Raw genomic sequence first — 19,596 nt, 5'->3', positions numbered from 1 at the left:
CGTTGTTTTAGAACAACTAAAAATGAGTAACAAAAAATTAATAGCAACTAAACATAAAATACAGAGGGTAATGGTTAGTAACATAGGCATTTGGGTTTAAATAATCGGTAAAATACATAAAAATCCGATATTATACAAATAACTGATGAAATCATGTATTTTAGTTTAAAAATAATAAATAATATATTTATGACTGACTAAATGGAGAGAAAAACATTAACAATGATAAATTTTTTTAGGCATTAATAAATGTTCCAGGGGAATGTATCATATTAGTTAATGGTATTTACAATGGTCAATCATATTATTTATGATCCCAATTTTTAAGAGGTAAGGTCATGTTTTTTAACAGAGTAATTCTATCCTAATTTACGCTATGTGTTTTGGATATTTACATTTATTCTTACCAATTCCAGTCTAAATGGAGTTAGTAATAAAAATGTATTGAAAAGTGCAAATGGAATGTGTTTATTGTATAAAATTTCCTCAGCAAAAAGGGTAAAAGCTTTATTTTTAATTAGATGTAAAACTTATAATGTATAACACCATAGAAAGAGTAGCTAATGATTATTTTTGTTACAGAATAAAGGTATTTGTGAAATAAAATTTATTTTTGGCTAAAATATGAACTATGGAGTCAGCTAATTGGGTTACTGCCAAGAAATATAAAGATATTACTTATAAAAAAAGTGATGGTGTTGCTAGAATCGCATTTAACAGACCAAATGTGCGTAACGCTTTCAGACCTAAAACAACCAGCGAATTATATGATGCTTTTTATGATGCCAATGAAGACGTAAACATTGGTGTTGTGTTGCTTTCTGCCGAAGGACCTTCAACCAAAGATGGTATTTACTCGTTTTGCAGTGGGGGAGATCAAAAATCCAGGGGACATCAAGGTTACATTGGTGAGGATGGATACCATCGTCTTAACATCTTGGAAGTTCAACGTTTAATTCGCTTCATGCCAAAGGTAGTCATAGCAGTTGTGCCGGGTTGGGCTGTTGGTGGAGGTCACAGTTTACATGTGGTTTGTGATTTAACATTAGCGAGCAAGGAACATGCTATTTTTAAGCAAACGGATGCGGATGTCACAAGTTTTGATGGTGGTTATGGGTCGGCGTATCTTGCTAAAATGGTAGGTCAAAAAAAAGCACGTGAAATATTTTTCTTAGGGCGTAATTATTCTGCACAAGAAGCGTTTGACATGGGTATGGTTAATGCCGTAATTCCTCACGCTGAATTGGAAAATGAAGCTTACAAGTGGGCACAGGAAATATTGGCAAAATCCCCTACTTCGATTAAAATGTTGAAATTTGCAATGAATTTAACTGATGATGGCATGGTAGGGCAACAAGTATTTGCCGGTGAAGCAACACGGTTGGCATATATGACAGAGGAGGCCGTTGAAGGTAGAAATGCTTTTTTAGAAAAGCGGCAACCCAACTTTGAAAAGAAATGGATTCCATAAATATGAAGAAAAGTTTATTATGGATATCAACCATGCGGCTAAGGACCTTGCCACTTTCAGTTTCAGGTATTATTTTGGCGACTTGCATGGCTGTTTACAATGGATATTTTGAATGGACTATTTTTATTCTAGCCATATTAACTACTTTGAGTTTTCAGATATTATCTAATCTTGCGAACGACTACGGAGATGGTGTTAAAGGAACTGATAACGAAGATCGAATTGGTCCTGTGCGTGCCATACAAAGTGGTAAAATAACACCGGATGAAATGTTTAATGCCATTAGAATAAATATATTGATATCAATTGGACTTTCCTTTTTATTAATTTTTACTGCTTTTGGTGTAAAGTATTTTTTTCTTACCATTTTATTTTTCTTTTTAGGTATAGCTTCAATTGTGGCAGCCCTAAGGTATACTATTGGAAATAGAGCCTATGGATATAGAGCTTTAGGTGATTTTTTTGTATTTATATTTTTTGGACTAACTAGTGTTATAGGTTGTTATGTTTTATATGCCAAAACTCTGGATCATGTTGTTTTCCTACCTGCCTGTACCATTGGGCTATTGAGTGTGGCAGTCTTAAATTTAAATAACATGAGGGATTTGAGTTCAGATGAACAGGCTGGTAAAATAACTATGGCTGTTAAATTAGGGGCAAATAAAGTTAAGGCCTATCATTATATATTAATAATTTTGGCTATTGTTTTTTCTGGATTATTCGGAATTTTGTATTATACCAGTATTTTAAATTTAATCTTTGTAGTGGCATATATTCCCTTAATAATTCATCTTAAAACAGTAAGAAAAACAAGAGATTTACAATTGCTGGATCCTGAACTTAAGAAGTTAGCGCTATCTACATTTTTATTGGCTTTACTCATGGGAATTGGTCATTTATTATAATTGTGGATATTGTGAAGAAGTATTAAATAATTTTATCTTAAAAATCAATTTTTGATTTTAAAGTAAAATCAGTAATTTTCTCAATAAAATATTTCACAATGAAAATTACTTATTACGGTCACGCTAGTTTAGGAATAGAGGTTAATCATGTAACTATTTTAGTGGACCCGTTTATTTCTGGAAACCCTAAAGCTTCACATATTGATATAAATACCCTGGAAGCAGATTATATTTTAATTACACATGCACATCAAGACCATGTACTGGATGTTGAAGCCATTGCCAAGCGAACGGATGCTGTACTTATTTCTAACTTTGAAATCATTTCACATTTTGAAAGGTTGGGTTTGGAAGGACATCCCATGAACCATGGAGGCCAATGGGATTTTGAATTTGGCAATGTGAAATATGTCAATGCCATACATACGTCTTCTTTTCCGGATGGCAGTTATGGCGGTCAACCTGGAGGTTTCGTTATAGAGGGAGAGCATAAAAACATTTATATTGCAGGTGATACTGCATTGACTTTTGATATGAAATTAATTCCTCTACAAACTAAATTGGATTTAGCCATCTTACCTATAGGGGACAATTTTACCATGGGAATAGACGATGCCATCATAGCAAGTGACTTTATAGATTGTGATAAGGTTTTGGGATATCATTATGATACTTTTGGTTATATTGAAATTGATCACGAAGAGGCTAAACGAAAGTTTTTTGATAAAGATAAAGACTTAATGCTCTTGGATATTGGATCCAGCATAGAATTATAGTGTCGCTTTTGTAACCATTCCTATCGCAAATCGAATTTATTCTACCCGTAACATCATGTTTCTGACCAGGAATTGTTATTCAATTTAGGCACCTTTACTTAACTGAATTGTGTCTGTAAAAGCATTTTTTTCGTCCTACCCTTTAAAGGGTTTTTGTTGATTCCTTAAAATATCATACAGGTCAATCAAGATGGCAGTTTTAAAAAATGGCATAAAATCCAACATCAGGAAATGCCGTCACGTATAATGGAATTAACGCCCCTAAAATACAAAAATAAATGACTATTTTTGGCGTCTAGATGACAGCTGAATTCCATAAATACACCCTTGAATTTAAAGTGCCTGGTGGGACCTCAAGAGGCATTTTACAGATCAAAGAAACCTATTTCCTTATATTGCGGGAAGGAGAATCTTATGGAATTGGGGAATGCGGACTTTTTAAAGGACTTTCCTTTGATGATAGACCTGATTATGAAAATAAACTACAATGGTTATGTGAAAATATACATTTGGGCTTGGATGTTCTTATGAGTTTCCTCAACGAATTCCCTAGCATTCAAATAGGCCTTGAAATGGCATTTAAATCTATTGAATCTAAGAACCCATTTGTACTGTTTCCTTCGGAGTTTACAAAAGGTACAGATGGGATTCCTATTAATGGTTTGATCTGGATGGGTACCAAAGACGTTATGAAGCGTCAGATCAAAGAAAAAATTGATGCCGGTTACAAGTGTATAAAAATGAAAATTGGAGCCATCGATTTTCAGACTGAATTAAATCTTATAAAATCCATAAGAAAAGAGTTCACTTCAAAGGATTTAGAGTTGCGGGTAGATGCTAATGGGGCCTTTTCAACTTCAGAGGCATTGGAAATATTAAAGTGGCTTTCGGATTTTAATTTGCATTCCATTGAGCAACCTATAAAACAAGGACAATGGGATGAAATGGCTGAACTTTGTGAGCAATCCCCTCTGCCTATTGCCTTAGATGAAGAATTAATTGGGGTGTTTTCTGTAACTAAACAGAGGGAGTTACTACAAACTATAAAACCGCAGTATATTATTTTAAAACCTTCTCTCATTGGTGGGTTTAGCGGAAGTGATTTATGGATAAATCTGGCAGAAAAACAAGGTATAGGCTGGTGGATTACCAGTGCGCTGGAGAGTAATATAGGGTTAAATGCTATTGCCCAATATACTTATGGTAAAGGGCCTGAATTACCTCAGGGTCTTGGTACTGGTGGGCTTTTTAAGAATAATTTTAAGAGTCCCTTACAAGTAAAAAGAGGTAATTTAAATTATAATACTGAATTAAACTGGAATTTTAAAATTTAGATTTTATGTATATAACACAGGCATTTACCGCATTACACGAATGGTGGCGTTATTTATTAGGGGTATTTATTGTGATCGGTGCTGTTTTGGTTGGGCAATTACCTTTCACTATTGCAGTATTGTTTCAAGCATATAAAAATGGGGATGGTTTGAAGGGTTTAAACGAAGCAAAAATGATGCAGCTTTTAGAGCCCAATTTAAATTTATTTTTAATGTTGCTTTCCTTTGCAGTTGGCCTTGTAGCTATTCTCTTGGTTAATAAATATCTTCATAAACAATCCTTTATACATTTAACCACGAGTAGACCCAAAATAGATTGGGGCCGGTTTTGGTTTGTGTTTTTACTTTGGGGTATTGTGTCGAGTGGTTTGGTACTGTTAGATTATTTCATTTTTAACCCGGGGAATTATGTCGTAAACTTTGAACTTGTTCCGTTTTTAATATTGTTACTCATTGCTATTTTACTTGTACCCTTGCAAACCAGTTTTGAGGAGTATTTATTTCGGGGATATTTAATGCAGGGAATAGGGGTGATAGTCAAGAATAAATGGATACCACTTATTGTAACCTCTTTGATTTTTGGTTTGTTGCACATTGCTAACCCAGAGGTGGATAAATTGGGTCATGTCATAATGATTTACTATATAGGAACAGGTCTGTTTTTAGGAATTATTACACTAATGGACGAAGGACTGGAATTGGCGTTGGGATTTCATGCAGCAAATAACTTGTTTACCGCACTCCTTGTGACTGCCGATTGGACAGCCTTCCAGACACATTCCATTTTAAAAGATATGAGTAATCCTGAAACTATGGGAATTGGAGAAATATTTGTGCCCGTTTTTATTGTATTTCCAATTCTTTTATTTGTTTTTTCAAAAAAATATAACTGGTCCAATTGGAAGGATAAGCTTTTGGGAAAAGTAGAAACCCCGCAAAAAAACAATTAAGAAATTAAAGATTGATAAGTAGGCCGTTTATAAAATTTTCGAATAATTGAATAAAGTGGAGCTGGGTCCCCTTTATTTTTAACCCGGACTAATAAACAATATGTGGCGTAGTATCTGTACCATTTATTTTTTTCTGCTGTTATTGGTTGGTTGTAAAAGCAACTCAGATCCATTAAGGTTTAAAGTTATGGTATGGAATATATTGCATGGAGCTAATGATATACCTGATGGAATAGAGCATGCCATTGAAATAATAAAGACCATAAACCCCGATGTGATTCTCATGATAGAAACCTATGGGTCTGGTAAAAAAATAGCTGATGCTTTAGGATATAATTTTCATTTAATTGCTCCAGAAGGGACTTTACTCGATAATAAAGAAATTAATCTCTCCATTTTTTCAAAATTTCCATTTGGTGATCGTATTGATACGGATTATCCCTTTTATCTTGGGGGTAGAGAAATTATTATTGCCGATCAAAGAATTCGCTTTTGCACAAATTGGTTTCATTATTTACCATGGAATAATTCTCCTGAAACAATGGGTCTTACATCAGAAGAATTACTCGATTGGGAAAAAACAGGACCTAGATTTGAAATGATACAAAAAGTCCTGCCATATGTAAAGCATTACGCATCACAAACTGATAGTATCCCTCTGATTGTGGGAGGAGATTTTAATTCACCTTCGCATTTAGATTGGGGTTTAGAAACTAAATCCAGACATAATAAATTGATTGTTCCATGGTATTCAACAAGACTTTTGGAAGATTTAGGGATGATGGATTCTTACAGGACTGTTCATCCCAATCCATTAACACATCCCGGGATAACATGGGATACCAAAGAGCAAAAAGACGAACACAGAATAGATTACATCTACTTTAAAGGAAATAGTCTTAAAGCCTTAAAATCAGATTCTTACAAAACATTTTTAGGAGATAGCTTGACTATTAATAATCGTAAAATACCATATCCCTCCGATCACGGAATTGTAGTGACTACATTTCAACTCGAAAAATAAAATCGGTATTATTTAATGAGAAATAAAATATCGTTTTTTTATAAAGGAAGTTTGATCCAACCAAACGGTAATACTAAAACATATCTCGTAATTTTATTTCCGCTATAAAATTTGCTAATTTCGGAATCCGGAATATTGCGAGTTCTCAGACTTATTATTGGTTGCAAAAGGAAATTGTTTTTTACTTAATGGGTTGATAAAAGTATTAAATTAACCATTGCAATGGGCTTAATAATCTTTTCCGGGTATGGACAATGCAGAATCCCAATATCACCTTTAAAGCATTACATTGAATACGTAGAAATCGATGAAATCTATAGAATTGCTGGTGTTTTGGAAGCGAACTCCTGTGAGTATTCTACGGATATAATGAAGCATTATTAAATTTAACTCTATATTGATTATAAACAGTGAGGTATTGTTGGTGTCGATAACTGGTATCCCAAACCACAGAACCGATATATGCCAAACGGAAACGTAAAGCGGAATTATAGTTTTATTTGATTCCTTTAAAAAATGCTTCCAAAGCTGACTTTAATACATTAGGTAAACTGTATAATTAGTCGAATTGTGATTTTAAAATAATAACTTTATAGCCCATAGGGAGGAATTAAAAAAAAATGAATTAAATGACACCAGATTTTACAAAAGTTCACAACAGGTTTAAACTTAACAACCATCACTATAATTTTAATGATTTAATGGAAGTCGCTTACAGTTTTGTTAAGGAAGGAGAACCTTTCGAAAGGGCTTTAGGCAATTTTTTATTGGACTGGCTGGATAATAAAGATTACTTGAATGTCCAAACTTCGGGGTCTACCGGGACACCAAAAAAACTAAAAATCAAAAAGCAGCACATGGTCAATTCGGCCATTATGACGGGAGATTTCTTCAAATTGGAACCAGGGGATAATTTATTAAGCTGTTTACCATCTAATTTTATTGCTGGAAAAATGATGATAATTAGGGCAGTAATATTGGGATTGGAATTGGAATTAATAAGACCTTCTGCCTTTCCACTGATTGATTATCAAAGGAAATATGACTTCTGTGCCATGACACCGATGCAACTCAAAAATTTTTTGAAGTATAGTGATAATTTAAAGACCATTATTGTTGGAGGTTCTAAAGTCCCCAAATCATTAATTAAGGATTTGCAAGAGGTCAAGGCAAACGTTTATGAGACCTTTGGAATGACAGAAACTATAACCCATATTGCTGTTAAGAAACTAAATAATTTTAAAGAAGAAGATGTGTCCACTTCTTATTTTAAAGTATTGCCCGATATCAAAATAAATCAAGACAAACGCGGATGCTTAATTATTGATGCCCCAAAACTTTCAGATGACACTATCGTAACCAACGATGTAGTGACTTTACATGGTCAAAATGAATTTGAATGGTTGGGACGGTATGATAATGTTATTAATTCTGGGGGTATAAAATTACACCCGGAAGCGATAGAATCTAAATTAAGGAAAAAGATTCAGGAGCAATTTTTTATAGCATCAGAGGAGGATGATACTTTGGGATCACGATTGATATTGGTTATAGAGAGTGATACCAATACATTGGGGACTTCAATATTTGATGATCTTGGAAAATACGAAGTTCCTAAAAAGATTTACACCCTTAAAAAATTTATAGAAACCAAGTCGGGGAAAATCCACAGAAAAAAAACATTGGCTTTATTAAATACTAAATCGAATTAAATTAAAATGCTTTATCCTCTAAAAGGATTACTGCTGCATCTTCAAGTAATAATCTGCTGAATGTCTACCGGAACCATAAATAATAAAGAAAATAGACACTAAAAGTGTGATACTTGCCATGATTAAATTATTTACAATCATGTCACCAGCAAAATTGATTATGATAGCTCCAATCAATATGGGGATTTGAGCAAGTATTGCCCATCTGGTCAAAAGACCAAAGGCAATTAAAGTACCGCCAATAAAATGGGCAGGGGCAACATAATGCACAATTAGCATGCCTCCAGCCATACTATGCAAAGGCTTGAAAAGATCCATTAACATTTCGCTGTCAGACATAAAATTCACTCCTTTGATAAATAAAAATACACCTAGGGCAATACGCAGCAAATCGATAGGCAAATACGAATGCGCATTAGCCCATTTGTTTAATGATTTTATTGTTCCCATGACTAAATTTAATTTTGGTTTACAATCTAAAAGGTACAAAAAATAGGTGAAATTTTAAAATTATACTTGCAAGACCCCCATATTAAAAGGTTTATCTATTGGAGCATGGTTTGCTGCTTCAATACCCATGCTAAGCCAGGTTCGAGTATCTAATGGATCTATTATGGCATCTGTCCAAATATGGGCAGCGGCATAATATGGTGAGATTTGTTTATCATAGCGGGCTTTTATTTGGCCAAATAATTCTTCTTCTTTTTTTGGTGTTAATTTTTCACCTTGACTTTCCAAGGATGCCTTTTCTATTTGTAACAACACTTTGGCAGCACTGTTACCGCTCATTACAGCTAATTCTGCACTTGGCCAAGAGACAATAAGACGCGGATCATAAGCCTTTCCACACATAGCATAATTACCGGCCCCGTAACTATTCCCAACAATTATTGTAAATTTAGGTACCACCGAATTACTCACAGCATTTACCATTTTAGCACCATCTTTTATAATACCATTGTGTTCACTTTTGCTACCCACCATAAAACCAGTGACATCTTGTAAAAATACTAATGGTATTTTTTTCTGGTTACAGTTGGCAATAAACCTTGTAGCTTTATCCGCACTATCATTATAAATTACACCTCCAAACTGCATTTCACCTTTTTTGGTTTTTACCAGTTTACGTTGATTGGCCACAATACCAACCGCCCATCCATCAATTCTGGCATAACCGGTAATAATGGTTTGTCCATATCCCGCTTTATATTCTTCAAGTTCAGAGTGGTCTACCAATCGCTTAATGACTTCATACATATCATACTGATCGGTTCTCGATTTTGGTATAATACCGTAAATTTCCTCTGGATTGTTTTTAGGTTTATTCGGCTCGGCTCGATTAAAACCAGCTTTATCGTAATCTCCAATCTTATCTACTATATTCTTTATAGTATTTAAAGCATGTTTATCGTTTTTTGCTTTATAATCCGTTACCCCGGAAATTTCACAATGAGTAGTTGCACCTCCCAGAGTTTCATTGTCAATCGTTTCACCTATGGCGGCCTTCACTAAATAGCTACCAGCAAGGAATATGCTACCTGTTTTATCAACAATTAATGCCTCATCACTCATTATGGGTAAGTATGCACCGCCGGCTACGCAACTTCCCATAACTGCAGCAATTTGGGTAATTCCCATGCTGCTCATAATAGCATTATTTCTAAAAACACGTCCAAAATGCTCTTTGTCCGGAAAGATTTCATCTTGTAGGGGTAAGTATACTCCAGCGGAATCAACTAAATAGATTATGGGTAATTTGTTTTCAATCGCAATTTCCTGGGCCCTTAAATTCTTTTTCGCGGTTATAGGAAACCAAGCACCTGCTTTAACGGTAGAATCATTTGCCACCACAATGCACTGTTTACTTTTAACGTAGCCTATTTTTACTACAACACCACCAGAAGGACAGCCTCCATGTTCAGTATACATATCCTCCCCGGCCAATGCTCCGATTTCTATGGACGGGCTGTGGTCATCCAACAAGTATGCAATACGTTCTCTCGCTGTCATTTTACCCTTGCCGTGAAGTTTGTCAATCTTGGACTTTCCCCCACCTAAATGAACTTTTAGGAGTCTAGATTTTAGCTCGGAAAGTAATAGCTTATTGTAATCTTCATTTTTATTGAAGTTAATATCCATGGAGTAAATAGTTTCTTGCTAATGTACAAAAGTTTCAAATTTTAAATGGATTATGTTAATTAAATCATAAAATACATAACATGGTAATAATTACCTTGGTAAATAAAAATATTTGATGTATATTTGTACCAAATAAAAAAATAGAATGAATAGAATTATAGCTTTTGCAGGTAGTAATAGTACCAAATCCATAAATAAACAATTAGTTGCATGTGCAGCGGGTCTGATAGAGCAATCTGAAGTGAAGATATTAGACCTAAATGACTTTGAATTGCCCTTATTTGGAGTGGATTTGGAAAAAAAATTTGGAGGACAGCCCAAAAACGCCCATCGATTTTTAGAACATATTCGATTAGCCGATGGCATAATCGTGTCTTTAGCGGAACACAACGGGGCTTACACGGCTGCATTTAAAAACTTATTTGATTGGATGTCACGTATTGAAGGCAAAACCTTTTATGGCAAACCCATGCTACTTATGGCCGCATCTCCTGGGGGAAGGGGAGGGAAATCGGTTTTAGATATTGCACAAGATCGCTTTCCAAGACATAATGCCAATATCGTAGACATTTTTTCATTGCCATCATTTGACGATAATTTCAATGACGGAAAAATAACTAATCTGGAATTGAATGATGATTTAACCCGGAAGGTTGAAAAATTTCAAGCGGCCATAAAGACTATTACAGAAACTGCAAGTGGATAACGGTGAATTAAATCAAAGTTTATGGGCAATCTTTCAAAAGACATAAAATCCAAGTTTCAAAATAACAGGGTAAAGGCCATACTCAATATTATTTATACGGCTAATTGGATCAATACCAAACGGAATGCCTTTTTTAAACCTTACGGGATATCGCCACAGCAATACAATATTTTAAGAATTCTGAGAGGAGCCGGTAACCCTCTAAAAGTGCAGACAATTAAAGACCGGATGTTAGAGCGATCGCCAAATACAACACGCCTAATGGATAAACTCTGTGATAAACAATTGATTAGCCGAATTCCTTGTCCCGGAGATAGACGTGTGGTACATGTGAAAATCAATGATCAAGGTTTAACATTATTGCAGGAGATCGATAAATACTTACATCATGATTATATAAATAACTTGACCGAAGAAGAGGCTGCAATATTAAGTGATCTCTTAGATAAAATTAGATAAATAAAATAGAAAGGAAACATTAAAATGAAAACAGTAGTCCATAAAGCAGATAGTAGAGGTTTTGCGAACAATGGATGGTTACAGGCGAACCATTCCTTCAGTTTTGCTAATTTTTATAATCCTGAAAAAATACATTTTGGAGCATTGCGGGTACTTAATGACGATGTAATTGCACCTAAAATGGGTTTTGGCACCCATCCTCATAACAATATGGAAATCATTACAATACCTTTAAAAGGTGTTTTAAAGCACAGGGATAATATGCACAATGCATGGCAGCCTATATTGCCTGGGGAGGTGCAGGTTATGAGTGCAGGTACGGGAGTGCAACACTCAGAAATTAACGGATCTGAAAAAGAACATTTAAGCCTGTTCCAAATTTGGATTATTCCAAATAAAGAGCAAGTATCACCGAGGTATAATCAAAAAAAATTTCTCGAAGCGGGTCGGAAAAATAAAATACAGACACTGGTCACATCAATTGATGAAGATCATGAAGGTAGTCTAAAAATTCATCAGGATGCTGTCATATCTAGAATTGATTTGGATAAAGGAAAGTCCTTTGAATATATCTTAAAGAAATCTGATAATGGCGTTTATGTAATGACCATAAATGGACTCGTTCAAGTTGATAGTAAAGTTTTAGAATCTAGGGATGCCGTAGGAATTTCCGAAACGGAAAAATTTCAAATAATGGCCAAAGAAGATTCCAGCCTGTTGTTTATTGAAGTTCCCATGCATATTTAATTGGAATATCATTATCAGTGTCATTAAACATCCAACATCTGGATGTTTTTTTGTTTAAAAATGCGATATTTGCTGATAAGTTATTAACCAAAAACGAAAATTTTATGGCAATGAATAAAAACACGGTGTTGGCTTGGGCCACATGGATAATGATCTTTGTTGGACTCGCATTAATTGCACTTGGTGCTTTTAGATATGATGAAATTGCAGGCTGGGGATTTGCCTCTGTGGGTATTGGTTTTCTGGCAAATGCATGGGTGTTTAATGCTTTAAAAGGCAGGGTATAATGAGCGACGATAAGAAAGTGATTTTCTCAATGTCTGGGGTTTCTAAGACCTATCAAAGTGCAAATACCCCTGTACTAAAAAACATCTATTTAAGTTTTTTTTATGGTGCTAAAATTGGCATTTTGGGTCTGAATGGATCCGGTAAATCCACACTTTTAAAAATAATTGCCGGAATAGATAAAAACCATCAAGGGGATGTTGTTTTCTCGCCGGGATATTCAGTTGGTTATTTAGAGCAGGATCCGCAATTGGACGATAAAAAAACAGTATTGGAGGTAGTCAAGGAAGGAGCATCAGAAACTGTTGCTATACTAGATGAGTATAATAAAATAAACGATATGTTCGGTCTGGAGGAGGTATATTCTGATCCTGATAGAATGGAGAAATTAATGAATAGACAAGCAGAACTTCAAGACCAAATTGATGCCGTTAATGCTTGGGAATTAGATACGAAGCTCGAAATAGCCATGGATGCTTTACGTACCCCTGAAGGGGACAAAAAAGTAGGTGTTTTGTCGGGAGGTGAACGACGTCGTGTAGCGCTCTGTAGATTATTGCTTCAAGAGCCGGATGTTTTGTTGTTGGATGAACCTACAAATCATTTGGACGCAGAATCAGTACATTGGTTAGAACACCACTTGGCACAATATAAAGGAACTGTCATTGCCGTTACCCATGATAGATATTTTTTAGATAATGTTGCGGGGTGGATTCTCGAACTGGACCGGGGAGAGGGTATACCCTGGAAAGGAAATTATTCATCTTGGTTAGAACAAAAATCAAAGCGCTTGGCTCAAGAACAAAAGCAAGCCAGTAAGCGTCAAAAGACTTTAGAACGTGAGTTGGAATGGGTTCGAATGGCGCCAAAGGGACGGCAAGCGAAGCAAAAGGCACGTTTAAGTAATTATGATAAATTATTGAGTCAGGACCAAAAACAACTCGACGAGAAGCTTGAAATTTATATTCCTAATGGTCCTCGTTTGGGGGTGAATGTTATTGAAGCGCTAAATGTAAGTAAGGCTTATGGTTCTAAATTACTTTATGAAGATTTAAATTTTAAATTACCCCAAGCTGGAATAGTTGGAGTTATTGGCCCAAATGGTGCTGGTAAAACTACTGTTTTTAAAATGATTATGGGGGAAGAAAGTCCAGATAAAGGAACCTTTACTGTAGGTGACACCGTCAAAATAGCGTATGTAGATCAAAGCCATTCCAACATTGATCCGGAAAAAACCATATGGCAAAATTTCAGTGATGAGCAAGAATTAATTATGATGGGAGGAAGACAAATAAATTCTAGAGCCTATCTTAGTCGATTTAATTTTTCAGGTAGTGAGCAAAATAAAAAAGTTAAATTGCTTTCGGGAGGTGAACGTAACCGTTTACATTTAGCCATGACCTTAAAGGAAGAAGGGAACGTCTTACTTTTAGATGAGCCTACTAACGATCTGGATGTAAACACGCTGCGCGCTTTAGAAGAAGGATTAGAAAATTTTGCGGGGTGTGCCGTAGTTATTAGTCACGATCGTTGGTTTTTAGATAGAATATGCACGCATATTTTGGCTTTTGAAGGGGATAGTCAAGTCTATTTTTTTGAAGGAGGTTTTAGTGATTATGAAGAAAACAAAAAGAAAAGGCTAGGAGGCGAAATAATACCAAAAAGAATAAAATACAAGAAATTAGTGAGATAATTTATGGGTATGATGATCTTAAATCATTTAGAATCGGTATTCTTATTTTCATACATATGCCCTTCAGTAAAATCCTGATAGGGTTTGTTTTCATCAATTTCAAAATTTTTCAAACTGTTTAGACGCTCATTTTCTTTTTTCAATTTATAAGACTTTCTTACGCCTAAGAATAATAAAATTCCAAAAAATATTAAGACAATGGTAAGTATGGTAACAATATCAGCTTGACTTATGAGAAAAAATAATAAAAAATTAGACATTTTAATGATTAAAAAAAGTTTACATTATAACAAAGATATAGTATTATTAATGTCTAAACAACATAAATTTACATAGATGAAGGACTCTCGGGTTAAAAATATAAGGATTGATCTTCTTTCGAAAAAGGCGTATACACTTAATAATATTACATTCGATTACCAACTAAAAAATGGGAATTGGGTCAGGCAATCTAGGGAGTGTTATGATAGAGGGGATGGGGCTGCAATTCTTCTATATAATAAAAATAAAAAAACGATTATTCTTGTAAAGCAATTTAGGATGCCAACATATGTTAGTGGTAATGGCGATGGTTTTTTGGTAGAAGTGTGTGCTGGATTACTGGACAACCAAGATCCGATAGACTGTATTATTAGGGAAACGGAAGAGGAGACTGGTTATCGTGTTTCCAATGTAAAAAAAGTGTATGAAGCTTATTCCTCTCCAGGGGTAATGACCGAAAAAATGCATTTTTTTGTTGGAGAATATTCAAGTAATATGAAAGTGAATGATGGTGGTGGCTTAGATAGTGAACATGAGGACATTGAAGTTTTGGAACTTACATTTAAAGAGGCTAAAGCAATGCTCCAGAACGGTTTTATTAATGATACCAGAACAATTGTTTTGTTACAATATGCGTTAATACAAAACATCTTATAATTTTAATTCCATTTTAATATCACTGCGTTTATAGGGACTATTTGGTTCCAGGTCAACCTCCGAAAAACCATATTTCCTGTAGATATAAATGGCATTTTCCAATTTGGTATTGGAATACAGGATTAATTTTTTAAGGCCATTGACTTTTGCGAAAGTGATACAGTATTCCATGAGTTGCTGGCCAATTCTATACCCTCGGTAATTAGGCTGAACCGCCATTTTGGTCAATTCATAATGTCCAGTGTTTTGAAACGGCATAAGGGCAACTGTACCAATAACTTCACTTTTTAAAAGAGCAAAGAAAATATAACCCCCATTATCAATAATAAACTTTTTGGGGTGTTTTAATACTTCTTCGTCATAGGGTTCAACATAAAAATAGGTTTTGAGCCATTCTATATTTAATGTGTAAAATGCCTGATCATATTGCTTTTCATAAGTAATGATCTCAATGGTCATAAGCTCTGATAAAATCAGTTATTAAATACGAAATGAGTTTGCCAACTTTCATTTCTGTTTTTTTGGATGGTGAAGCTTCACATATATGAAGGTAGCATGCGTTTTCATGTTTTGCCATATAGGATAAAAAAGAACGTGTTTTATTAGTGCTAAATCCACTTGGTGTCATAGCGCTACTTGGAATATCCTGTATCGCATCACAGTCTATTTCTATCCCAAATGGCTTATCTTCAACATGGTTTAAAGCACGGTGCATTTCTGCTTTAAACTTCAATTCCTTCCTTATTTCAATGGATTCAAAAGTATTATATTGAATAAACTTAGACTTCTTTAACGATTGAAATAATTTATCTGAAGTGTAATTTTCATGAATTCCAAAGACAAAATACTTTTCCAAAAACCCTTCGCTATAAGCGTAACTAAATCCATTACCACTATGCCTGCCTTCTTCCGGTCTAAAATCGCTATGCGCATCAAAATTTATGACGTTTATCGTTTTATTTGAAGCCATAGCTGCGCCTTTAATATTACCGTAGGCATTATTATGACCACCACCAATCACTATTGGCGTTTTACCGGCTGAAATAATTTGGTAAACGAGATGGGAAACATAACTGTCAATATTTTCAACGATCGATCTTGCATCTTTAATATGTTTCTTTTTAGATGAGTCCATTTGATATATCAATTTTAATTCTTCGCTAAAGTCCAAATGACCCAATAATAAGACAGATTTAGGATTACTATAAATATTGCTTTGTATATTTAACAACGATTTTAACGTAGCTTCCCATGCCTTTGAAGTACCAATTTTTCCGTGATTGGCAAAGACCCCGATATCTTCCGGTATGCCAAAAATTACATACTTGACATCCAAACTTTTAAGTTGAACGTATATATTGGAAATGTTAGGTAATAGTTGAACATGTTCACCAAATTTGGATTCTCCGAGACGTTTATTGATTAGTTTAGTTTTAAGCTGTCTATTAAATAAAATGAGTTTATCCACAGGGTATAGTTAATTAAATTATTGATAAAAATAAAAATACATCAATTATTACGTTTACATTACAAATTATAAAACAATTATCATTTTAAAGATTAAAACAAAACAATTATGGAAAGTAACAAAAGTAGCATGGGGTTAAAGGTGGCATTGGGCATAGCCTTGGTATTATTTTTAGGTACGGCCTTCTATACCATGAATCTCTACAAGGAGAGTAACGATACCAAAAAGCAATTAACTGAAGAAAAACAATTGGTTATGAATGATTTAAATGCCATGGCCAAGCAATATGATGAAGCGATTAGCGAAAATGAAATAGCCAATGCAGATTTGGTTGAAGCGAGAGCGCGTATTCAAGGGTTAATTGATTCATTAAAAATTTCTGAAACTAATGTTAAAAGTTTGTGGAGATATAAAAGTAAATATTTAGCCTTACAAAAAGAAATGGATGTACTGTTAGCTCAAAATGACTCTTTAAGAGTTGAAAATTCATATTTGGCTACCTCCCTTGACAGTACACGAGTAAGATTAGAAGAACGTACCATTTTTACAGATTCTTTATTGGTACAAAACACGGCTCTGGCTGAAGTTGTAGAAAATGCTGCTGTATTATCAACAGTTGGATTAAAAGGTTTTGGTGTTATAGAAAGAACCTCGGGAAAATTAATTCCAACTGAAAGAGCAGGTCGTGCAGACAAAATAAGAGTTTGCTTTACGGTTGCAAAAAACGCCTTAGTTCAGTCCGGTGATCAAGAATTGTATATTCAGGTTATTGATCCTAAAAGCAATACACTCGGATTAAACGAACAAGTTCAGTTTGGAGAAAAGACACTTAATTATAGTTTAGTGAGTAAGTTTAATTATGAAAACAGTAACCTAAACATTTGTGAATTTGTTACTTCTAAAAATGATTTTGAAAAAGGGCGCTATGTGGTAAATGTTTTTAATCAAAAGGATTTGGTTTCGACATCAGAATTTACACTCAAATAGCACTTATTATTAGAGTATTTATAAAAGCCACAAACAGAAATGTTTGGGGCTTTTTTAATTAAAAATTCTGCCATTTATCAGAACTTGCTCTATATGATTTTCTCCAAATGCGTAGGGCAAATAATTATAGCTTGGTATATTTTTGGTAATTATCAAATTAGCTTTTTTTCCAATACTTATACTTCCATAGTCTTGAGCGCATCCCATGGCATATGCACCATTAATCGTGGCCGCATTTATAGCCTCCTCAGGGGTCATTTTCATTTTTATACATGCTGTACTGACTACAAAATTCATATTACCACTAGGAGTAGAACCTGGGTTATAATCTGTGGCCAATGCCAATGGTAGACCTGCATCCATTAAAGACCGAGCAGGGGTATAAGGAATACCCAAAAAAAAGGAGCAGGAGGGAAGAGCAACAGGTATGGTTTTTGAACCTTTCAACGCATTAATATCTGCAGCATTCAATTCTTCAAGATGATCTACAGAAAGTGCACCATGCTTTACTGCAAGGGCAACACCACCAAAGGCATTAAACTGATTAACATGAATTTTTGGTAGCAGTCCATATTCCTTTCCCGCAATTAAGAGACGAGCGGTATCTTCTAGATTAAAGTAGCCTTTTTCGCAAAATACATCAATAAAATCGGCCAAATTTTCCCTATGTATTAAAGGAAGCATATCGTTAATTATATGGTCTATATAAGCAGTTCTTTTGTTTTTAAAATTGAAAGGGAGTGCATGAGCGCCTAAAAAGGTCGCCTTTATCATAATTGGAACAGCAGTCTTTATCCTTTTGATTACACGCAACATTTTTAATTCAGATTCAAGAGAAAGGCCATATCCCGATTTAATTTCCAGAATACCGGTACCCATTTTAATGACTTCTTTCACTCTTTTTATAGACTGATTAAACAACTCATCCTCATCTGTAAGTTCAAGCATTTTAGCCGAATTTAAGATGCCTCCACCACGGTTAGCGATTTCTTCATAGCTCAGCCCATTGATTCTATCGACAAACTCTTGTTCTCTATTGCCGGCATAGACAATATGACTGTGAGAGTCGCACCATGTTGGCAAAACCAATTTACCCGAAACATCAATTATTTGATCATATGTGATGTTAGAGCATTCATTCATTATTCCATAATTAGCAATACGATCATTATCAATTAAAAGATAAGCGTTCTTTATGGTTGGAAGAGCTTTCATGGCATTTCCTGCTACTAAGTTCTCTCCTTTGTTCCTTACTTGTACAAGTTCCTTTATGTTGGTGATTAGGACTTTCATTTTTTATTTTAAAAAAACAATTTGGTTTAGACTACAAACAAAGTAATAATTTCATTAAATTTAAATATTGTATAGACAAATGTTATGATTTTTGTTTAAAATACAATTTTACCCCTTATGGCTAATAAAAATTTTGACTATTTAAATTCTATAACTGATATTTCTGAGGAACTTTTTGAGAAGCTCAAAAGTATATCCGAGTTTAAGGTTATACCCGAAGGCACTCAGCTTGTAAAGTTTAATGAAGTTCCCACGAAAGTTAATATGTTAGTTTCGGGATTGGTCAGATGCTATTTAACCACCGAAGAGGGTAAGGAATATAACAAAAGTTTTTATCTTCCAATTAGTTTTGTTGCTTCTCTAACCGCTTTAATGAATAACAAACCATCACTTTTTGTATTTGAAACCCTAGCTGATTCTGAATTTTTCGAGATAGATTATAATAAATTAATGGCTTTATGTAGTGAAAATAGTCAGATTAATACACTTTACACTAAAGTTCTGGAAATATTATATTCAAAATATGAAAGGCGATTGGTCGAACTCATTTCGTTAAATGCAAAAGATCGTTATTTGGCTTTGCGTGATCAAATTCCAAATGTTGATATTACTATTCCTCAATATCACATAGCCTCTTATCTGGGCATCACAGCAGTACAATTAAGTAGAATTAGAAGGAAAATGGATATACATTAACATTTGTTAACGAATATATGTCATATATAATAT

Annotated in this window: 22 protein-coding genes; 16 read left to right on the top strand and 6 right to left on the bottom strand. The window is 34.4% G+C overall.

Going from position 1 to position 19,596, the window contains the following annotated elements; all coding sequences use genetic code 11:
* The first annotated feature begins 631 nt into the window (after positions 1–631).
* From MR054_RS14255 to MR054_RS14220, 8 genes are all read left to right on the top strand, one after another.
* Positions 632–1,471, top strand: coding sequence for a 1,4-dihydroxy-2-naphthoyl-CoA synthase (locus tag MR054_RS14255; RefSeq protein WP_242087233.1), 840 nt, complete (start codon positions 632–634; stop codon positions 1,469–1,471).
* 2 nt (positions 1,472–1,473) lie between these two features.
* On the top strand, positions 1,474–2,376 hold the full coding sequence (menA, locus tag MR054_RS14250) for a 1,4-dihydroxy-2-naphthoate octaprenyltransferase (RefSeq protein WP_242158479.1): 903 nt from the start codon (positions 1,474–1,476) through the stop codon (positions 2,374–2,376).
* A 98-nt stretch (positions 2,377–2,474) separates the two neighbouring features.
* Positions 2,475–3,152, top strand: a complete 678-nt coding sequence (locus MR054_RS14245) for a metal-dependent hydrolase (protein WP_242087228.1) — start codon at positions 2,475–2,477, stop codon at positions 3,150–3,152.
* Between the two features lie 299 nt (positions 3,153–3,451).
* Positions 3,452–4,486: an o-succinylbenzoate synthase gene (locus tag MR054_RS14240; protein WP_242158478.1), complete on the top strand. Its 1,035-nt coding sequence runs from the start codon at positions 3,452–3,454 to the stop codon at positions 4,484–4,486.
* 5 nt (positions 4,487–4,491) lie between these two features.
* Complete coding sequence (locus MR054_RS14235; RefSeq protein WP_242158477.1) at positions 4,492–5,436, top strand: CPBP family intramembrane glutamic endopeptidase; 945 nt, start codon at positions 4,492–4,494, stop codon at positions 5,434–5,436.
* Between the two features lie 187 nt (positions 5,437–5,623).
* Positions 5,624–6,460, top strand: coding sequence for an endonuclease/exonuclease/phosphatase family protein (locus MR054_RS14230; RefSeq protein WP_242158476.1), 837 nt, complete (start codon positions 5,624–5,626; stop codon positions 6,458–6,460).
* 222 nt (positions 6,461–6,682) lie between these two features.
* Complete coding sequence (locus MR054_RS14225) at positions 6,683–6,844, top strand: hypothetical protein (RefSeq protein WP_242158475.1); 162 nt, start codon at positions 6,683–6,685, stop codon at positions 6,842–6,844.
* Between the two features lie 245 nt (positions 6,845–7,089).
* On the top strand, positions 7,090–8,172 hold the full coding sequence (locus tag MR054_RS14220; protein WP_242158474.1) for an AMP-binding protein: 1,083 nt from the start codon (positions 7,090–7,092) through the stop codon (positions 8,170–8,172).
* Between the two features lie 27 nt (positions 8,173–8,199).
* Here MR054_RS14220 and MR054_RS14215 read toward each other — a convergent pair whose 3' ends face one another.
* Positions 8,200–8,622 (bottom strand): DoxX family protein, encoded by a 423-nt coding sequence (locus tag MR054_RS14215; RefSeq protein ID WP_242087215.1) that lies wholly within the window; start codon positions 8,620–8,622, stop codon positions 8,200–8,202.
* Positions 8,623–8,682: 60 nt separating this feature from the next.
* Positions 8,683–10,311: an acyl-CoA carboxylase subunit beta gene (locus tag MR054_RS14210; protein ID WP_242158472.1), complete on the bottom strand. Its 1,629-nt coding sequence runs from the start codon at positions 10,309–10,311 to the stop codon at positions 8,683–8,685.
* Positions 10,312–10,456: 145 nt separating this feature from the next.
* On the opposite strand from MR054_RS14210, the gene MR054_RS14205 reads away from it, so the two are divergent.
* The 5 genes from MR054_RS14205 (at position 10,457) to ettA (ending at position 14,201) form a co-directional block, all read left to right on the top strand.
* Positions 10,457–11,017 (top strand): NADPH-dependent FMN reductase, encoded by a 561-nt coding sequence (locus tag MR054_RS14205; protein WP_242158470.1) that lies wholly within the window; start codon positions 10,457–10,459, stop codon positions 11,015–11,017.
* Positions 11,018–11,038: 21 nt separating this feature from the next.
* On the top strand, positions 11,039–11,476 hold the full coding sequence (locus MR054_RS14200; protein WP_242087208.1) for a MarR family winged helix-turn-helix transcriptional regulator: 438 nt from the start codon (positions 11,039–11,041) through the stop codon (positions 11,474–11,476).
* A gap of 24 nt (positions 11,477–11,500) precedes the next feature.
* Positions 11,501–12,223, top strand: coding sequence for a pirin family protein (locus tag MR054_RS14195; RefSeq protein WP_242158468.1), 723 nt, complete (start codon positions 11,501–11,503; stop codon positions 12,221–12,223).
* Positions 12,224–12,327: 104 nt separating this feature from the next.
* A complete protein-coding gene (locus tag MR054_RS14190) occupies positions 12,328–12,510 on the top strand; it encodes a CAL67264 family membrane protein (protein WP_223548118.1) in 183 nt (60 codons plus the stop codon).
* Positions 12,510–14,201, top strand: a complete 1,692-nt coding sequence (gene ettA, locus MR054_RS14185) for an energy-dependent translational throttle protein EttA (protein ID WP_242158466.1) — start codon at positions 12,510–12,512, stop codon at positions 14,199–14,201. The genes MR054_RS14190 and ettA overlap by 1 nt, the downstream gene beginning before the upstream one ends.
* 23 nt (positions 14,202–14,224) lie before the next feature.
* On the opposite strand, the gene MR054_RS14180 is transcribed toward ettA, so the two are convergent.
* Complete coding sequence (locus MR054_RS14180) at positions 14,225–14,461, bottom strand: hypothetical protein (protein ID WP_242087203.1); 237 nt, start codon at positions 14,459–14,461, stop codon at positions 14,225–14,227.
* 76 nt (positions 14,462–14,537) lie between these two features.
* Between MR054_RS14180 and MR054_RS14175 the strand changes: the two genes are divergently transcribed.
* Positions 14,538–15,119, top strand: coding sequence for an NUDIX domain-containing protein (locus tag MR054_RS14175; RefSeq protein ID WP_242158465.1), 582 nt, complete (start codon positions 14,538–14,540; stop codon positions 15,117–15,119).
* Here MR054_RS14175 and MR054_RS14170 read toward each other — a convergent pair.
* Together MR054_RS14170 and MR054_RS14165 are read right to left on the bottom strand one after the other, a co-directional pair.
* Complete coding sequence (locus MR054_RS14170; RefSeq protein WP_242158464.1) at positions 15,114–15,578, bottom strand: GNAT family N-acetyltransferase; 465 nt, start codon at positions 15,576–15,578, stop codon at positions 15,114–15,116. The genes MR054_RS14175 and MR054_RS14170 overlap by 6 nt on opposite strands.
* Positions 15,568–16,587, bottom strand: a complete 1,020-nt coding sequence (locus MR054_RS14165; RefSeq protein WP_242158463.1) for a formimidoylglutamase — start codon at positions 16,585–16,587, stop codon at positions 15,568–15,570. Before MR054_RS14165 ends, MR054_RS14170 begins: the two co-directional genes overlap by 11 nt.
* Before the next feature lie 108 nt (positions 16,588–16,695).
* Here MR054_RS14165 and MR054_RS14160 point away from each other — a divergent pair, with 108 nt between their 5' ends.
* A complete protein-coding gene (locus MR054_RS14160) occupies positions 16,696–17,574 on the top strand; it encodes a chromosome partitioning protein ParA (protein ID WP_242087195.1) in 879 nt (292 codons plus the stop codon).
* Between the two features lie 54 nt (positions 17,575–17,628).
* Here MR054_RS14160 and hutI read toward each other — a convergent pair whose 3' ends face one another.
* Complete coding sequence (gene hutI / locus MR054_RS14155) at positions 17,629–18,867, bottom strand: imidazolonepropionase (protein ID WP_242158462.1); 1,239 nt, start codon at positions 18,865–18,867, stop codon at positions 17,629–17,631.
* A 117-nt stretch (positions 18,868–18,984) separates the two neighbouring features.
* Here hutI and MR054_RS14150 point away from each other — a divergent pair, with 117 nt between their 5' ends.
* Entirely contained in the window at positions 18,985–19,563 is a 579-nt protein-coding gene (locus MR054_RS14150) for a Crp/Fnr family transcriptional regulator (protein WP_242158461.1), read from the top strand.
* Positions 19,564–19,596: the final 33 nt, after the last annotated feature.

The organism is Aestuariivivens sediminis (genome assembly GCF_022662105.1).
GTDB lineage: Bacteria > Bacteroidota > Bacteroidia > Flavobacteriales > Flavobacteriaceae > Aestuariivivens > Aestuariivivens sediminis.
The sequence above is the reverse complement of the archived record's forward strand: the minus strand, read 5'-3'. Positions and strand labels throughout refer to the sequence as shown.

Bases quoted from the DNA above. Each gene is read 5' to 3' on its own strand.
- MR054_RS14235 (WP_242158477.1), top strand. From the start codon at position 4,492: ATGTATATAACACAGGCATTTACCGCATTACACGAATGGTGGCGTTAT.
- MR054_RS14205 (WP_242158470.1), top strand. From the start codon at position 10,457: ATGAATAGAATTATAGCTTTTGCAGGTAGTAATAGTACCAAATCCATA.
- MR054_RS14150 (WP_242158461.1), top strand. From the start codon at position 18,985: ATGGCTAATAAAAATTTTGACTATTTAAATTCTATAACTGATATTTCT.
- MR054_RS14200 (WP_242087208.1), top strand. From the start codon at position 11,039: ATGGGCAATCTTTCAAAAGACATAAAATCCAAGTTTCAAAATAACAGG.
- MR054_RS14175 (WP_242158465.1), top strand. From the start codon at position 14,538: ATGAAGGACTCTCGGGTTAAAAATATAAGGATTGATCTTCTTTCGAAA.
- menA (WP_242158479.1), top strand. From the start codon at position 1,474: ATGAAGAAAAGTTTATTATGGATATCAACCATGCGGCTAAGGACCTTG.
- MR054_RS14245 (WP_242087228.1), top strand. From the start codon at position 2,475: ATGAAAATTACTTATTACGGTCACGCTAGTTTAGGAATAGAGGTTAAT.
- MR054_RS14180 (WP_242087203.1), bottom strand. From the start codon at position 14,461: ATGTCTAATTTTTTATTATTTTTTCTCATAAGTCAAGCTGATATTGTT.
- hutI (WP_242158462.1), bottom strand. From the start codon at position 18,867: ATGAAAGTCCTAATCACCAACATAAAGGAACTTGTACAAGTAAGGAAC.
- MR054_RS14230 (WP_242158476.1), top strand. From the start codon at position 5,624: ATGGTATGGAATATATTGCATGGAGCTAATGATATACCTGATGGAATA.
- MR054_RS14190 (WP_223548118.1), top strand. From the start codon at position 12,328: ATGGCAATGAATAAAAACACGGTGTTGGCTTGGGCCACATGGATAATG.
- ettA (WP_242158466.1), top strand. From the start codon at position 12,510: ATGAGCGACGATAAGAAAGTGATTTTCTCAATGTCTGGGGTTTCTAAG.
- MR054_RS14240 (WP_242158478.1), top strand. From the start codon at position 3,452: ATGACAGCTGAATTCCATAAATACACCCTTGAATTTAAAGTGCCTGGT.
- MR054_RS14195 (WP_242158468.1), top strand. From the start codon at position 11,501: ATGAAAACAGTAGTCCATAAAGCAGATAGTAGAGGTTTTGCGAACAAT.
- MR054_RS14225 (WP_242158475.1), top strand. From the start codon at position 6,683: ATGGGCTTAATAATCTTTTCCGGGTATGGACAATGCAGAATCCCAATA.
- MR054_RS14215 (WP_242087215.1), bottom strand. From the start codon at position 8,622: ATGGGAACAATAAAATCATTAAACAAATGGGCTAATGCGCATTCGTAT.
- MR054_RS14160 (WP_242087195.1), top strand. From the start codon at position 16,696: ATGGAAAGTAACAAAAGTAGCATGGGGTTAAAGGTGGCATTGGGCATA.
- MR054_RS14220 (WP_242158474.1), top strand. From the start codon at position 7,090: ATGACACCAGATTTTACAAAAGTTCACAACAGGTTTAAACTTAACAAC.
- MR054_RS14210 (WP_242158472.1), bottom strand. From the start codon at position 10,311: ATGGATATTAACTTCAATAAAAATGAAGATTACAATAAGCTATTACTT.
- MR054_RS14255 (WP_242087233.1), top strand. From the start codon at position 632: ATGGAGTCAGCTAATTGGGTTACTGCCAAGAAATATAAAGATATTACT.
- MR054_RS14170 (WP_242158464.1), bottom strand. From the start codon at position 15,578: ATGACCATTGAGATCATTACTTATGAAAAGCAATATGATCAGGCATTT.